This is a genomic window from Streptomyces rishiriensis, assembly GCF_003112535.1.
GTDB classification, from domain to species: Bacteria; Actinomycetota; Actinomycetes; order Streptomycetales; family Streptomycetaceae; genus Streptomyces; species Streptomyces rishiriensis.
In genome coordinates, this window is sequence record NZ_BEWA01000024.1 from 28,031 (window position 1) to 42,642 (window position 14,612).

Annotated in this window: 13 protein-coding genes and 1 tRNA gene; 9 read left to right on the forward strand and 5 right to left on the reverse strand. The window is 71.9% G+C overall.

Translation table 11 applies throughout. The features are described 5' to 3' along the window. Positions 1-45 precede the first annotated feature (45 nt). Positions 46-1,338 (reverse strand): MFS transporter, encoded by a 1,293-nt coding sequence (locus Sri02f_RS34245; RefSeq protein ID WP_109005231.1) that lies wholly within the window; start codon positions 1,336-1,338, stop codon positions 46-48. A 269-nt stretch (positions 1,339-1,607) separates the two neighbouring features. Beyond that, entirely contained in the window at positions 1,608-3,107 is a 1,500-nt protein-coding gene (locus tag Sri02f_RS34255; protein ID WP_109005232.1) for a potassium/proton antiporter, read from the reverse strand. A 280-nt stretch (positions 3,108-3,387) separates the two neighbouring features. Between Sri02f_RS34255 and Sri02f_RS34260 the strand changes: the two genes are divergently transcribed. Continuing rightward, positions 3,388-6,174, forward strand: coding sequence for a penicillin acylase family protein (locus tag Sri02f_RS34260; RefSeq protein ID WP_109005233.1), 2,787 nt, complete (start codon positions 3,388-3,390; stop codon positions 6,172-6,174). Between the two features lie 50 nt (positions 6,175-6,224). Here the strand turns inward: Sri02f_RS34260 and Sri02f_RS34265 are convergent, their stop codons facing one another. After that, positions 6,225-6,851, reverse strand: coding sequence for a 5-formyltetrahydrofolate cyclo-ligase (locus Sri02f_RS34265; RefSeq protein WP_109005234.1), 627 nt, complete (start codon positions 6,849-6,851; stop codon positions 6,225-6,227). A gap of 115 nt (positions 6,852-6,966) precedes the next feature. On the opposite strand from Sri02f_RS34265, the gene galU reads away from it, so the two are divergent. The 7 genes from galU (at position 6,967) to Sri02f_RS34300 (ending at position 12,876) form a co-directional block, all read left to right on the forward strand. Continuing rightward, on the forward strand, positions 6,967-7,869 hold the full coding sequence (gene galU, locus Sri02f_RS34270; RefSeq protein ID WP_109005235.1) for a UTP--glucose-1-phosphate uridylyltransferase GalU: 903 nt from the start codon (positions 6,967-6,969) through the stop codon (positions 7,867-7,869). Positions 7,870-7,874: 5 nt separating this feature from the next. Next, entirely contained in the window at positions 7,875-9,200 is a 1,326-nt protein-coding gene (glp, locus tag Sri02f_RS34275) for a molybdotransferase-like divisome protein Glp (protein WP_109005236.1), read from the forward strand. Positions 9,201-9,284: 84 nt separating this feature from the next. Then, positions 9,285-9,797, forward strand: coding sequence for a cyclic pyranopterin monophosphate synthase MoaC (moaC, locus tag Sri02f_RS34280; protein ID WP_109005237.1), 513 nt, complete (start codon positions 9,285-9,287; stop codon positions 9,795-9,797). Next, positions 9,794-10,303 carry a MogA/MoaB family molybdenum cofactor biosynthesis protein gene (locus Sri02f_RS34285; RefSeq protein ID WP_109005238.1) on the forward strand — a complete coding sequence of 170 codons (510 nt, stop codon included), beginning with the start codon at positions 9,794-9,796 and terminating at the stop codon, positions 10,301-10,303. The genes moaC and Sri02f_RS34285 overlap by 4 nt, the downstream gene beginning before the upstream one ends. Then, a complete protein-coding gene (locus Sri02f_RS34290) occupies positions 10,300-11,004 on the forward strand; it encodes a GNAT family N-acetyltransferase (protein WP_174855768.1) in 705 nt (234 codons plus the stop codon). The genes Sri02f_RS34285 and Sri02f_RS34290 overlap by 4 nt, the downstream gene beginning before the upstream one ends. Positions 11,005-11,202: 198 nt before the next feature. After that, on the forward strand, positions 11,203-12,720 hold the full coding sequence (gene sepX / locus Sri02f_RS34295) for a divisome protein SepX/GlpR (RefSeq protein ID WP_109005240.1): 1,518 nt from the start codon (positions 11,203-11,205) through the stop codon (positions 12,718-12,720). Between the two features lie 82 nt (positions 12,721-12,802). Continuing rightward, a tRNA-Ala gene (locus Sri02f_RS34300) sits at positions 12,803-12,876 on the forward strand. An 88-nt stretch (positions 12,877-12,964) separates the two neighbouring features. Here the strand turns inward: Sri02f_RS34300 and Sri02f_RS34305 are convergent. After that, a complete protein-coding gene (locus tag Sri02f_RS34305; protein ID WP_109005241.1) occupies positions 12,965-13,534 on the reverse strand; it encodes a DinB family protein in 570 nt (189 codons plus the stop codon). A 117-nt stretch (positions 13,535-13,651) separates the two neighbouring features. Here Sri02f_RS34305 and Sri02f_RS34310 point away from each other — a divergent pair, with 117 nt between their 5' ends. Then, positions 13,652-14,005 carry a hypothetical protein gene (locus tag Sri02f_RS34310; RefSeq protein WP_159106823.1) on the forward strand — a complete coding sequence of 118 codons (354 nt, stop codon included), beginning with the start codon at positions 13,652-13,654 and terminating at the stop codon, positions 14,003-14,005. Positions 14,006-14,033: 28 nt separating this feature from the next. Here Sri02f_RS34310 and Sri02f_RS34315 read toward each other — a convergent pair whose 3' ends face one another. Then, complete coding sequence (locus Sri02f_RS34315; protein WP_109005309.1) at positions 14,034-14,516, reverse strand: GNAT family N-acetyltransferase; 483 nt, start codon at positions 14,514-14,516, stop codon at positions 14,034-14,036. Positions 14,517-14,612 lie beyond the last annotated feature (96 nt).

Genomic DNA, 14,612 nt, shown 5'->3' on the forward strand with positions numbered 1-14,612 from the left:
CTCAGTGAGTGCTAACGACGGTCTATCTTGACGCATTCCCGGGGTTCAGTCCACTGTCACCGGCTCGCGGTGACCGACGCCACGCGCGACGGTACGCGCGCGGGGGCGCGTCGCCAGCCGGGAACGCAGTGCCAGCAGGACCGCGAGGGCCAGCACGGTGCCGCCCATCGGCACCAGGAAACCGGCGCCGTCCCGGACGTTGTCCTCCAGCTGGCCGGCGACGGTCACGGCGGCCGCCTGGCCGAGCGCCACCGCGCCCGTCAGCCAGGTGAACGCCTCGGTACGGGCCCCGGCCGGGACCAGACCCTCGACCAGTGTGTAGCCGGTGATCAGCGCGGGCGCGATGCACATGCCGACCAGCAGGCCCAGGCCCGCCAGGACGAGCACCGAGTGCGCGGCCCACAGGCCGGAGGCGACGAGCGCGAGGGCCGCGTAGGCGACGACCAGCCGCCGCTGCGGGGCGGCCTTCCAGGCGATCGCGCCGCAGACCAGACCGGAGAGCATGTTGCCCGCGGCGAAGGTGCCGTACAGGACGCCGTTCAGGCCGGGCTCGCCGATCGACTCGGAGAACGCGGCCAGGGAGACCTGCATGCCGCCGAAGACGGAGCCGATGCCGAGGAACACCGCGATCAGCACGCGCACGCCGGGGACGCGCAGAGCCGAGGCGTGCTCCACGCGCGTGTGCCCGGCGGCGGCGACCTGGGGCTGGGTGCTCTTCTGCGCGGCGAACAGCAGACCGCCGAGCAGGGTCAGCGAGGCCTCGGTGATCAGACCGGCGGCCGGGTTGACGGCGGTGCACAGGGCGGTCGCGAGCAGCGGGCCGAGGACGAAGGTGAGCTCGTCCGTGACGGACTCGAAGGCCGCCGCGGTGGTCATCAGGGGCGAGCCCTTCAGCGTCACGCCCCACCGAGCCCGCACCATGGGGCCGACCTGCGGCACCGAGGCGCCCGTGGGCACGGCGGCCGCGAACAGCGCCCACAGGGGCGCGTGCGCGAGGGCGAGGGCCGTGAGGGTGATCCCCGACAGGGTGTGCACGAGCACGCCGGGGATCAGCACCGCGCGCTGCCCGTAGCGGTCGGCGAGCCGCCCGCTGTAGGGCGCGCACACCGCCATGGAGACGCCGGTGACGGCCGCGGCGGCGCCTGCGGCCCCGTACGAGCCGGTGGTGTGCTGCACGAGCAGCACGATGGAGATGGTGAGCATCGCGAACGGCTGGCGGGCGGCGAAGCCGGGCAGCAGGAACGTCCAGGCGCCGCGGGTGCGCAGCAGGTGCCCGTATCCCGGGCGGGAGGAGGCCGACGAGTCCTTCGACGGCTCGGTGGTGACCGTGGATGCCACGGCCCGTGCCTTTCTGCCGCCTGGTAGCGCGCCCGTGCGGGGGGCGCCGAGAGCTGTCCTCTTGCGCGTGCTGCGGTAGATGCCGGAGTTCGCTGCTGGAGGTGTCCCGGCCGCCATACGGTCGCGCCAGCTCTGCGTCAGGCAGAGTTGGTTCGATCAAAGTGCGCCTTCATCCTACAGGGATCAAGGCAGACGAGGCCTGTGAAAAGGAGCACCAGGGTCGTGGCCGCCTGTGAATGAAGGGGGTGTGAACGGTGCGAAACACGCACTCAACGCGCCCCGCCGCCTGTGCCCAGCCACCCGGCGAGCTTGCCGCCGTGCCCGACGGCCCGCAGGCGCTTCTCCGCGGCGTCGCGGACCGGGTCGGTGGCCACGACGAGGAGTTCGTCGCCGCGCCGCAGGACGGTCGAGGGCATGGGGACGAACGAGGTCCCGTCCCGCACGACGAGGGTGACGGCGGCTCCGGCCGGCAGCCGCAGCTCGTTGACCTCGACGCCGTGCATCTTCGACTCCTGCGGGATCGCGACGGACAGCAGGTGCCCGCGCAGTCGCTCCAGGGGCGCGGACTCGACGCCGAGGTCGGCGGCCTCGGGGTCCCCGCCGAGGTGCAGCGTGCGCGCCAGCCAGGGCAGCGTCGGCCCCTGGACCAGGGTGTAGACGACGACCAGGACGAAGACGATGTTGAAGATCCGGCGGCTGCCGTCGACGCCGTTCACCATGGGGATCGTCGCCAGGATGATGGGCACCGCGCCGCGCAGACCGGCCCAGGACATCAGGGTCTGCTCCTGCCAGGGCACCCGGAAGGGCGTCAGGCACAGGAAGACGCTGACCGGGCGGGCCACCATGGTGAGCACCAGGCCGATGACGAGCGCGGGCAGCACGTCGTCGCCCAGCTCGTGCGGACTGACCAGCAGGCCGAGCAGGACGAACATGCCGATCTGGGCGATCCAGCCGAGGCCGTCGGCGAACCCGCGCGTGGCGGGCCAGTGCGGCAGCTTGGCGTTGCCCATGACCATGGAGGCGAGGTAGACGCCGAGGAAGCCGCTGCCGTGCGCCAGGGAGCCCGCCGCGTAGGCGGTGACGGCGATCGCCATGACGGCGATCGGGTAGAGGCCGGAGGCGGGCAGGGCGACGTGCCTGAGGCCCCAGGAACCCAGCCAGCCGACCGCCAGGCCGATGGCCGCGCCGATGGCCAGCTCCAGCGCTATCTCGCCCAGCAGCACGTACCAGTGCTCCACGGGGCCGGCCGTGGAGAAGGCGACGACCAGGATGACCACCGGGGCGTCGTTGAAGCCGGACTCGGCCTCCAGCGTGCCCGTCACGCGGGAGGGCAGGGGGATCTTGCGCAGGACGGAGAACACCGCCGCCGCGTCCGTCGAGGACACCACCGCCCCGATGATCAGCGCCTGGCGCCACTCCAGCCCCGTCACGAAGTGCGCGGCCGTGGCGGTGACGCCGACGCTGACCGCGACTCCGGCCAGTGCCAGCGCCGTGGCGGACGGCAGGGCCGGTTCGATCTCCTTCCACTTCGTGCCGAGGCCGCCCTCGGCGAGGATCACGACCAGGGCGGCGTAGCCGATGACCTGCGTCAGTTCGGCGTTGTCGAAGTGGATGTCGCCGATGCCGTCCTGGCCCATGGCGATGCCGATGCCCAGGTAGACGAGCAGGCTGGGGAGCCCGCTGCGCGAGGAGATCCGGACCGCTGCGACGGCGACGAGCAGGACGAGCGAGCAGACGAGCAGGAGCTGGTTGAGGTGCTGGACAGTCAGCGGCGGTTCCCTTCACCGGCGCGCGCGCCTTGCGCGCGGGCGCACATGTGCATCGGATACATCGGACACGAGCGGCGTGCGCCCCGCACCCGACTACTTCGTTACCTTACCTAACTCTTGACGATTTCTTGACACTCGGCGGCCGCGAGATCGAACACCCTTCCGCGCGTGTACCCGACTCCGCGTCAAGTGGCGCGAAGCCCTGCGCCTATGGTTGCTCCAGCGCTCATTCAAAAGGACAGCCCGCCCTGCCGCTCGCGTTAGGACAGCAAGGACAGCGATGCCCCCCAACACCACCGCCACATCGGGTGACAAGCCCGTCAAGTCCGGCAGGAAGAAGGGGCGCAAAGCCCGTTTGATCGTGCTTGTGCTGGTGCTGGCCATCATCGGTGGCATCGCCTACGGGGCCTACTGGTCCGTCAGCACCGTGCGCGCGTCCTTCCCGCAGACCAAGGGTTCGATCACCCTGGAGGGCCTGACCGGGCCCGTCGACGTGAAACGGGACGGCTACGGCATCCCGCAGATCTACGCGGACTCCGACGAGGACCTCTTCATGGCGCAGGGCTTCGTCCAGGCGCAGGACCGGTTCTACGAGATGGACGTGCGCCGGCACATGACGTCCGGACGGCTGTCGGAGATGTTCGGCAAGGGCCAGGTCGACAACGACGAGTTCCTGCGCACCCTGGGCTGGGACCGCGTCGCCAAGAAGGAGTACGACGACAAGCTGTCCGCCGACACCAAGAAGTACCTCCAGGCCTACGCCAAGGGTGTCAACGCCTACCTCAAGGGCAAGGACGGCGCGGACATCTCCCTGGAGTACGCGGCCCTGGGCTTCACCAACGACTACAAGCCCACCGAGTGGACCCCGGTCGACTCGGTGTCGTGGCTGAAGGCGATGGCCTGGGACCTGCGCGGCAACATGCAGGACGAGATCGACCGCGCCCTGATGACCAGCAGGCTGGGCCCGCAGCAGATCGCCGACCTGTACCCGGAGTACCCGTACGGCCGCAACCAGCCGATCGTCCAGGACGGGCGGTACGACGAGGCGACCAAGACGTTCGAGGAGAGCGGCGGCTCCGGCGACTCGTCCGGCAGTGGCATTGGCAGCGGCAGTGGTAGCGGCACGGGCGGGAGCGGCGGCGCCTCGGGAGGCTCCGGCTCGGCCGTGCAGAGCCAGCTCGCGGGCCTCTACGACGTCCTGGACGACCTGCCCACGGCCGTCGGAGTGAACGGCAACGGCATCGGCTCCAACTCCTGGGTCGTCGCCGGCAAGCACACGATCACCGACAAGCCGCTGCTGGCCAACGACCCGCACCTGTCGGCCTCGCTGCCGTCCGTCTGGTACCAGATGGGCCTGCACTGCCGCAGCGTCTCCAGCAAGTGCGGGTACGACGTCTCCGGCTACACCTTCGCGGGCATGCCCGGCGTGGTCATCGGCCACAACGCGGACATCGCCTGGGGCATGACGAACTCCGGCGTCGACGTCACCGACCTCTACCTGGAGAAGCTCTCCGGCGACGACGGCTACCAGTACGACGGCAAGGTCGTGCCGTTCACCACGAGAGAGGAGACCATCAAGGTCGCCGGCGGCGCCGCCAAGAAGATCGTCGTCCGGCAGACCGAGGACGGGATGCCGCTGCTGTCCGACCGCGACGACGAACTCGTCAAGGTCGGCAAGAAGGCCACCGTCGACACCGGGGCGCCCGACCGGGGCGACGGATACGGCGTCGCCCTGAAGTGGACCGCGCTGCAGCCCGGCACCTCCATGGACGCCGTCTTCCTCATGGACAAGGCGAAGGACTGGGACGGCTTCCGCAAGGCGGCCGCGAAGTTCGACGTGCCCTCGCAGAACCTGGTCTACGCCGACGCCGATCACATCGGCTACCAGCTGCCCGGCAAGATCCCCACGCGCGCGAAGGGCCTGGACGGCTCGGTCCCGACGCCCGGCTGGAAGTCCAAGTACCGGTGGACCGGCTACATCGACTTCAAGGAACTGCCCCACGAGTTCGACCCCCCGCGCGGGTACATCGTCACCGCCAACCAGGCCGTGATCGACGAGAAGGCGTACCCGTACACCCTGACCACGGACTGGGGCTACGGCGCGCGCAGCCAGCGGATCACCGACCTGATCAAGAGCAAGATCAAGGGCGGCGGCAAGATCTCCACCGACGACATGCGCCAGATGCAGCTGGACGACACCAGCGAGATCGCGACGCAGCTCGTGCCGCTGCTGAAGAAGATCAACCTCAAGGACCAGGACGTCCGCGACGCGCAGAAGCTGCTGGAGAACTGGGACTTCACCCAGGACGCCGACTCGGCCGCGGCCGCCTACTTCAACGCGGTCTGGCGCAACATCCTCAAGCTGGCCTTCGGCAACAAGCTGCCCAAGGAGCTGCGCGTCGAGGGGCAGTGCCTGTGGGTCGACCCGGTCAACACCACCGGCCCGGTCGACGACACCCGCAAGGTCCGCGAGTGCGGCCAGCGCGATGCCGACCAGGCGCAGCCGGACGGCGGCGACCGCTGGTTCGAGGTCGTGCGCAGCCTCCTCGACAAGAAGAACAGCGAGTGGTGGACGACGCCCGAGTCGGGCACCCGCCCCGGCGCCGTCCACGACCGGGACAAGCTGTTCGAGCGGGCCATGATCGACGCCCGCTGGGAGCTGACCGCCAAGCTCGGCAAGGACATCGACACCTGGAGCTGGGGACGGCTGCACCGTCTGTTCCTGAAGAACCAGACCCTGGGCACCAGTGGCCCCGGCTTCCTGCAGTACATCCTCAACCGCGGCCCGTGGAAGCTCAGCGGCGGCGAGGCGTCGGTCAACGCGAGCGGCTGGAACGCGGCCGGCGGCTACGGGGTGGTGTGGGTGCCGTCGATGCGGATGGTGGTCAACCTCGACGACCTGGACAAGTCGAAGTGGATCAACCTCAGCGGCGCCTCGGGGCACGCGTTCAGCGCCCACTACACCGACCAGACGGGCAAGTGGGCCGACGGTGAGCTGCTGGACTGGTCCTTCTCGAAGAAGGCGGTCGACGGCAGCACCAGCGACACCCTGGTCCTCAAGCCCTGAGCGGGCGACCGGTGAAGGGGCCCTCCACGCGCGTGGAGGGCCCCTTCACGTCAGGGGCGGGTTCCGGCGAAGCGGCGCACCGCCGACGGCGTCACCACGGCCTGCACGGGCCGGTCGTGCGCCTCGTCCGGCACGTGCTCGACGACCTCGGCGTCGTACAGGAGCACCACCAGGAAGGGGCGGGCCCCGTGCGCCGCCAGCCGGGCCAGCACACGGTCGTACGATCCGCCGCCGCGGCCGAGCCGCACACCGCGCTCGTCGACCGCGAGGCCGGGCAGCAGCACCACGTCGGCGTCGGCCACGGCGTCGGGGCCGAGGCGTTCGCCGGCCGGTTCCAAGAGGGCCGTCTTCCCGCCGTGTTGGACCCGCGCGAGAGAGCCCTCTCCGGCGTACGCGCCCCAGTCCAGGTCGTTGTCGGGCAGCAGGGCGGGGAGCAGCACGCGCACGCCCCGCGCGCGCAGGGCGTCCAGCAGCACCGGGGTGCCGGGCTCGGCGCCCACGGAGACGTACGCCGCCACCGTGCGCGCCCGGGCCAGCTCGGGCAGCTCCAGGGCTCGCTCGGCCAGTGCGGCGGCGGCCGAGCGCAGGTCATCCGTCGTCAACCTGTTTCTCGCGCCGAGGAACCCTCGCCGCAACATCCGTTTGTCAGGCTCAGGGCCGCCTTCGAGGTGACTCATATGTCGCTCCCGCACCGGTCGTACATTGCTCTCACACAGCTTTAGTAAGTTCATATGATCATGAATTGGCCAGATCCACAGATTCGGCTCAAAGCCAGCGGATAAGGTGAGCGGCATGACTCAGTCGCACCCCAGGATCAGCAAGGCTGTCATTCCCGCGGCCGGCCTCGGCACCCGGTTCCTGCCGGCGACCAAGGCCACTCCCAAGGAGATGCTGCCGGTCGTGGACAAGCCCGCTATCCAGTACGTGGTCGAGGAGGCCGTCTCCGCCGGCCTCGACGACGTCCTCATGGTCACCGGCCGCAACAAGCGGCCCCTGGAGGACCACTTCGACCGCAACTACGAACTCGAGTCGGCACTGCAGAAGAAGGGCGACGCCGCCCGCCTCGCCAAGGTCCAGCAGTCCAGCGACCTCGCCACCATGCACTACGTGCGCCAGGGCGACCCCAGGGGCCTCGGCCACGCCGTCCTGTGCGCCGCCCCGCACGTCGGGCAGGAGCCCTTCGCCGTCCTCCTCGGCGACGACCTGATCGACCCCCGCGACCCGCTGCTCCAGCGCATGATCGAGGTCCAGGAGCAGCACGGCGGCAGCGTCGTCGCGCTCATGGAGGTCGCCCCCGAGCAGATCCACCTCTACGGCTGCGCGGCCGTGGACAGCACCGTGGACAGCGACGTCGTCAAGGTGACCGGCCTCGTGGAGAAGCCGGACCCGGCGGACGCCCCGTCGAACTACGCGATCATCGGCCGCTACGTGCTCGACCCCAGCGTGTTCGGCGTCCTGCGCGAGACCGAGCCCGGCCGCGGCGGCGAGATCCAGCTCACCGACGCCCTCCAGCAGCTCGCGCAGGACGAGAAGCTCGGCGGTCCCGTCCACGGCGTCGTCTTCAAGGGCCGCCGCTATGACACCGGCGACCGGGGCGACTATCTGCGTGCCATTGTCAGACTCGCGTGCGAACGTGAAGATCTGGGTCCGGACTTCCGGTCCTGGCTTCGCAGTTACGTCACCGAGGAGATGTAGCCACTTTGAGCACCGCCGCGCCCCGTCCCGCCGCCGAGGACCGCCTCTGGTCGGTGGACGAGCACCTGGAGGACATCCTCGCCACCGTCCGCCCGCTGGAGCCCATCGAGCTGCAACTGCCCGACGCCCAGGGCTGCGTCCTCGTCGAGGACGTCACGGTGCCGGTCTCGCTGCCGCCCTTCGACAACAGCTCCATGGACGGCTACGCGGTACGGGTCGCGGACGTCGCGGGCGCGAGCGAGGAGTTCCCGGCCGCTCTGGACGTCGTCGGCGACGTCGCCGCGGGACAGGCGGACTACCGGCTCCACGTCGGGCCGGGCCAGGCCGCCCGCATCATGACCGGCGCCCCGCTGCCGGCCGGCGCGGAGGCCGTCGTCCCCGTGGAGTGGACCGACGGAGGGCTCGGCGAGGGCCCGGTCAGCGGGATGCGCGCCCGCAGCCTCGCCCCCGAGCAGGCCTCGGGGCACGTGCGCGTGTACCGGCCCGCCGAGGCCCGCGCGCACGTGCGCGCCAAGGGCAGCGACGTGAAGGCGGGGGACCGCGCCCTCGACGCCGGCACCGTCCTCGGGCCGCCCCAGATCGCCCTGCTGGCCGCGATCGGCCGGGCCTCCGTGCGGGTGCGCCCGCGCCCGCGCGTGGTCGTGATGTCCACCGGCAGCGAGCTCGTCCAGCCCGGCGAGGAGCTGGGCAGCGGCCAGATCTACGACTCCAACAGCTTCGCCCTCACCGCCGCCGCAAGGGACGCAGGCGCCATCGCCTACCGGGTCGGCGCGGTCGCCGACGACGCCGAGACCCTGCGCTCCACCATCGAGGACCAGCTCGTGCGCGCCGACCTCGTCGTCACCACCGGCGGGGTGAGCGTCGGGGCGTACGACGTCGTCAAGGAGGCGCTGGAGCACGTCGGCGACGAGGACGAGGAGGGTGGCGGCGTCGAGTTCCGCAAGCTCGCCATGCAGCCCGGCAAGCCCCAGGGCTTCGGCTCCGTCGGTCCCGACCACACCCCCCTGCTCGCCCTGCCCGGCAACCCCGTGTCGTCGTACGTGTCCTTCGAGCTGTTCGTCCGCCCCGCCATCCGCACCCTCATGGGCCTCGCGGACGTCCACCGGCCCGTCACGCGCGCGAAGCTGACCGCCGACAAGGCGCTGACCTCGCCGAAGGGGCGCAGACAGTTCCTGCGCGCCGTGCACACCGAGGGCGCCGTCCGCCCGGTCGGCGGCTCCGGCTCCCACCTGGTCGCGGCCCTCGCGCACGCCGACGCGCTCATCGTCGTCCCCGAGGACGTGGAGTCCGTCGAGCCCGGCGCCGAGGTCGAGGTCGTCCTGCTCGGCTGAGCGCCCCGGGTTGGGGGTACCGTGTCGCGCACAACAGGCCCGTGCGCCGCACCGCGCCGAGCCCGGACCGGGAGCGCCACCAGCATGACTGTGCCTTCCCGGGGGGAGACCCCCGGACCCCCTCATCAGGACCGACTGACGCACATCGACGACGCGGGCGCGGCGCGCATGGTCGACGTGTCCGGCAAGGACGTCACCGCCCGCACCGCGCGGGCCAGCGGACGGGTCCTCGTCTCGCCCCGCGTGATCGAGCTGCTGCGCGGCGAGGGGGTGCCCAAGGGCGACGCGCTGGCCACCGCGCGGATCGCGGGCATCATGGGGGCCAAGCGCACCCCGGACCTCATCCCGCTGTGCCACCCCCTGGCCGTCTCCGGTGTGAAACTGGAACTGTCGGTCGCGGACGACGCCGTGGAGATCACCGCCACGGTGAAGACGACGGACCGCACGGGCGTCGAGATGGAGGCCCTCACCGCGGTCTCCGTCGCCGCGCTCACCGTGGTCGACATGGTCAAGGCCGTCGACAAGAAAGCGGTGATCACGGACGTGCGCGTGGAGGAGAAGACGGGCGGCAAGTCGGGCGACTGGAGCCGGGCATGAGCGCGGCGCCGTACCGGGCCCTCGTGGTGACCGCCTCCAACCGCGCCGCCGCCGGGGTCTACGAGGACCGGGGAGGCCCCCTGATCGCCGACGGCCTGCGCGGCTTCGGCTTCGCCGTCGACGGCCCGCGGGTCGTCCCCGACGGGGACCCGGTGGAGGCCGCGCTGCGGGCCGCCGTCGAGGCCGGGTACGACGTCGTCGTCACCACCGGCGGCACCGGGATCTCGCCCACCGACCGCACGCCCGAGGCGACCCGCGCCGTGCTCGACCGCGAGACGCCGGGCATCGCCGAGGCCATCCGGGCCTACGGCCGGGACAAGGTGCCCACCTCGGCCCTCTCGCGCGGGCTGGCCGGAGTGGCGGGCGGCACCCTGATCGTCAATCTGCCCGGCTCCACCGGCGGTGTGAAGGACGGTCTGGCCGTCCTGGAACCGCTGCTGATCCACGCCGTCGACCAGATCCGCGGCGGCGACCACCCGGGACCCAGCCACGGGGGTGCGAGCTGAACAGCCCATCCTGGCCCGTCGAGCTGCGGGACGGCGACGTCGTCCTGCGGCCGATAAAGCTCCGCGACCAGCGGGCCTGGCGCGAGGTCAACCGGCGCAACCGGGACTGGCTGCGCCCCTGGGAGGCGACCATCCCGCCGCCCGCGCCCAGCGGGCCGATCGCGCACCGGCCGACGTACCGCCAGATGGTCCGGCACCTGCGGACCGAGGCGAACGCGGGGCGGATGCTGCCGTTCGTCATCGAGTACCAGGGGCAGCTCGTCGGGCAGTTGACGGTCGCCGGGATCACCTGGGGCTCCATGTGCTCGGGGCACGTCGGCTACTGGGTGGACGAGTCGGTCGCGGGCCGCGGGGTCATGCCGACGGCCGTGGCCATGGTCGTGGACCACTGTTTCCGCACCGTCGGACTCCACCGCATCGAGGTCTGCATTCGGCCCGAGAACGGCCCCAGCCGCCGGGTCGTGGAGAAACTCGGATTCCGCGAGGAAGGACTGCGTCCGCGTTATCTCCACATCGACGGCGCCTGGCGCGACCATCTGGTGTTCGCCCTCACGGCGGAGGAGGTCCCGGAGGGCCTGCTGAGCCGCTGGCGGCGCTCACGCTCCCGGACCGCGCCCCGCGGGCACCGGAACACGTCCGAGAGCACGCCCCAGAGCACGCGGGGGAATGCGGCGGGGAATCACCGGGATCCCGGAAATTGAATAAGTGTTCGATGGAATAAACGTTCGACAGAGCGCGACAGTGATCGAGCGGTGACTGTCGTGGGCGGGGGAATTCGCCTCCCTGGCGGCCTGCTGATCACATCGATCACAAAAAAAGTTCGAAATATCAGCCGGATCGTGCGACACACCGGCTCAATTGGCGGATGGCCTCACGTAAACCCCTCTACGGTGTGAGACGTGAGCAGCAGCGGCCTCATCTACGCAGTCATCGTCGGGGCCTGGGCCGCCTACTTGGTGCCCATGTGGCTCCGTAGGCAGGACGAGCTGAACGAGGCTCGTCCGACCGAACGCTTCAGCACCGCGATCCGGCTGCTGTCCGGACGCGCGGGGATGGAGCGCCGGTACGCCAAGGACCTGCGGGCGCGCTCCACCGAGGAGGAGCCCGGCGCCGACGCTCCGGACGCCGTCACCGACACGGTCGACGTCCGGGCCTTCGCCATGCCTCCGACCCGCCCGCAGGTGAAGGCGCCGGTGCACGAGTACGGGAACGAGCACGGGAACGAGCGCGGGAACGAGCGCGGCCAGGAACGCGGGACGGGACGTCCGGAGGGGGCGCGCGAGGCGGCGGCCGACTCGGGGCGGGAACCCCGTGAACTGGGCGTCAGGCCGACCCGCGACCACGCCTCCGCGCAGTCCGCGCCGTCTGCGCATTCCGCGGCCTCCGGAGCCCCTCCGGCTCCGTCGGCGGCCCAGGCGTCTCAGGCCTCTCAGACGTCCCAGGAGCTCCCGGCCTCTTCTGCCTCTTACGCCTCTCCGGCGTCGCACGCTCACGCGAGTTCCGCGGCCTCCGCGTCCGCGCGCGGGGCGGGTCGGCGCGTGCCGGTCGCGCGGCACACGTCCTCGGCACGGCCGTCGGGGCGGTACACGTCCGCCGCGCAGGCGTCCGCCGCCCAGGCGGCCGCCGCGCGCGCCCAGCGCTCGAAGGCGCTCGCACGCCGTCGGCGCACCACGGTGATGCTCTTCCTGGCCTTCACTCTCGGCGCGATCGTCGCGGCCGTCGGCGGCCTCGCATTCCTCTGGGCGCCCGCCGTGCCCGCCGTCCTGCTCAGCGGGTACATCGCCTATCTGCGCGCCCAGGAGCACCGCCGCTTCGCCTACCAGATGGACCGCAGGCGTGCCGAGGTCGCCGCGCAGCGCCTGCGCGAGCGCCAGCCGCGCCGGCGGGCCCCGGCTCCGGCGAGCGCCTCGTCCCCCGACACCGGCTCCGACGCCGGCGCAGAGGAGCCGCACGAGGGAGCCGAGCCGGAGACCGACCCGGGCCTGCTGGCCCTGGCCGCGGACCGCCGGGCGCTCGTCGAGCAGACCGACCACGCCGAGTGGGTCGACCAGCAGCGTGAGCGGCAGCGCCGTCCCGGGCACGGCGAGAGCTGGGACCCGGTCCCGGTCCCGCTGCCCACGTACGTGACCGCACCGGTCGCCCCGCGTGCCACGTCCGACGTGGATCTCACGGCGCCCGACGCCTGGAGTTCGGCCCGGTCGAGCTCCGTCGCGCCGGACCAGGAGACGGTCGACGCCGGGGACGCCCCGGCCGGGGAGCCGGAAGCGGCGGACCTCGCCGAGGACCGGCCCGAGGAGGGCGGCGAGCGCAGCGACGCCCGGCGCGCGGCCTCGGCCCGGCGTTCGCGCGAGCGCGGCCGCACCCCGCTGTTCGACCAGTACGAGGACGGCGAGCGGCCCCGCGCCGCCAACGAATAGGGATCCCGGCACCCCCCGCCCGGCCTCGGGGAACGGATTTCCAAGCAGGCCGATGGGGGTGCTAGAGTTTCACTCGTTGCAAGGGCCTGTGGCGCAGTCTGGTAGCGCACCTCGTTCGCATCGAGGGGGTCTGGGGTTCAAATCCCCACAGGTCCACCGCAGCTCAAAGCCCCGGTCGGGATTCCCGACCGGGGCTTTGCCATGCCCTGCAGCAGTGAAGTACCGCGCCCGCGCCGGGTCTTGCTCACTGGCCGACCCGCCCGTCGACCCGCTCGCGCAGCAGGTCGGCGTGGCCGCAGTGGCGGGCGTACTCCTCGATCCGGTGCACCATCAGCTCCCGGACCGCGATCCCGTCCCTGCCCACCCGCTCGCCGGGGTCGGGGTGCTCCGCCAGCGCGGCGTCGGTCGCGGACTGCTCCCGTTCCAGATCCGAGAACGCGGCGTCCACCACGGCCTGCTCCGCGACCGCCCCGTGGAAGTCCGCGTCCTTCGGGCCGTACAGCCTCGGCAGCGGGGCGCCGTCGGTGATCCAGTTGCGCCAGTCCCGTTCCACCTCGGCGAGGTGCCGGACCAGGCCGAGCAGCGACATCGTCGACGGCGGCACCGACCGGCGGGCCAACTGCTCCGCGTCCAGGCCCTCGCACTTCATCCGCAGCGTCAGGCGGTAACTCGCCAGGAAGTGCCGCAGCGTCGCCGACTCGCCCTCCGGGCCCGGCCCTTGCGTGTCGCGGGGGTCGTCGTCCGGGTCGACCCACATGTCGGGGAAGGCGGTTGCGGTGCTCCATCGCGCGGGACGGTCATCCATGCGTCGCATACTCGTCCGTGACGGTCCGGGCCGCCACCGGGTTTTCCCCGCCGCGCTGCGGGCGTCGGCCGAGCAGCGTCGTCCCGTCCCGCGGCGTCGCCACGGACTCGGCGGCGCTCTGCCGCCGTGCCTCGGTTGTGGCCAGCCACGGCGGCGCTGCGGCGGATCCTCGCGCCCGCGTGCGCCCGCGCCAACAGGCCCACCACATCCGGCAGTCGGGGCGCCGGCCGCCGTGCCGGCGGCGCCGAGAGCAGTGCGACCGCCGTGATCGGCGGCAGCGGGCGGACGACGTACGTCCCGCGCGACCGCCGCGCGCACCGCCGCCGGGTCCGCCTCCACGCCCAACCGGGCTACGGGCGGGGCCGGTCGGGCCGACCGTACGTCCTGCCCCTGACGATCACCGGCGCCGCCGCGCACCGCTCCGGCGCGCTCACGCGCGCTTCCGGCGACGCGGCCGGCACCTGGGCGGCATCCTCATGAGACCGGACCTGCCGCCCCCTGGGGGATCTCAGGAGCCGAGGGGCTTGGCGAAGCAGCGGCTCGACTCGTACTCACGGTAATAGCCGAACTTCGTGCACGGTTCGTAGCCGCTGGAGGTGTACAGGGCGATGGCCTCCGGCTGCTCGGTGCCGGTCTCCAGGACCATCCGGATGCGGCCGGCGTCGCGCGCGTCGTCCTCCAGCGCGGTGAGCATCCGCCGCGCCAGGCCCCGTCCGCGCATGTCCCGGACCACGAACATCCGCTTCAGCTCGGCGTCGCCGTCCTGGTTGCCCTCGCCGTTCTCGTCCTGGCTGCGCCAGCCACCGGTGGCCACCGGGCGATCGGTCTCGTCGTAGGCGATGAGATAGACGCCACGGGGCGGCTGGAAGTCGCAGGGCGCGAGGACGGTGGCGTCGCCGCCGTCGCCGTAGCGCTCGTGGTACTCGGCCTGGACCTCGTCGTTGAGCTTCACCGCGTCGGGATGGTCGAAGGGGACTGAACGTATTTTCACGCCCCACACAGTACGGGCATCCACAGCTCGACTCCTTGACGGCAGCGACCGGCGTCCCCGACCGGAGTCCCCTTAGGGCATCCCCGCGACCGGCGT

Excerpts from the sequence above, each read along its gene's own strand:
- moaC (WP_109005237.1), top strand. The coding sequence starts at position 9,285 with ATGACTGTGCCTTCCCGGGGGGAGACCCCCGGACCCCCTCATCAGGAC.
- Sri02f_RS34265 (WP_109005234.1), bottom strand. The coding sequence starts at position 6,851 with ATGAGTCACCTCGAAGGCGGCCCTGAGCCTGACAAACGGATGTTGCGG.
- Sri02f_RS34285 (WP_109005238.1), top strand. The coding sequence starts at position 9,794 with ATGAGCGCGGCGCCGTACCGGGCCCTCGTGGTGACCGCCTCCAACCGC.
- Sri02f_RS34260 (WP_109005233.1), top strand. The coding sequence starts at position 3,388 with ATGCCCCCCAACACCACCGCCACATCGGGTGACAAGCCCGTCAAGTCC.
- Sri02f_RS34305 (WP_109005241.1), bottom strand. The coding sequence starts at position 13,534 with ATGCGACGCATGGATGACCGTCCCGCGCGATGGAGCACCGCAACCGCC.
- galU (WP_109005235.1), top strand. The coding sequence starts at position 6,967 with ATGACTCAGTCGCACCCCAGGATCAGCAAGGCTGTCATTCCCGCGGCC.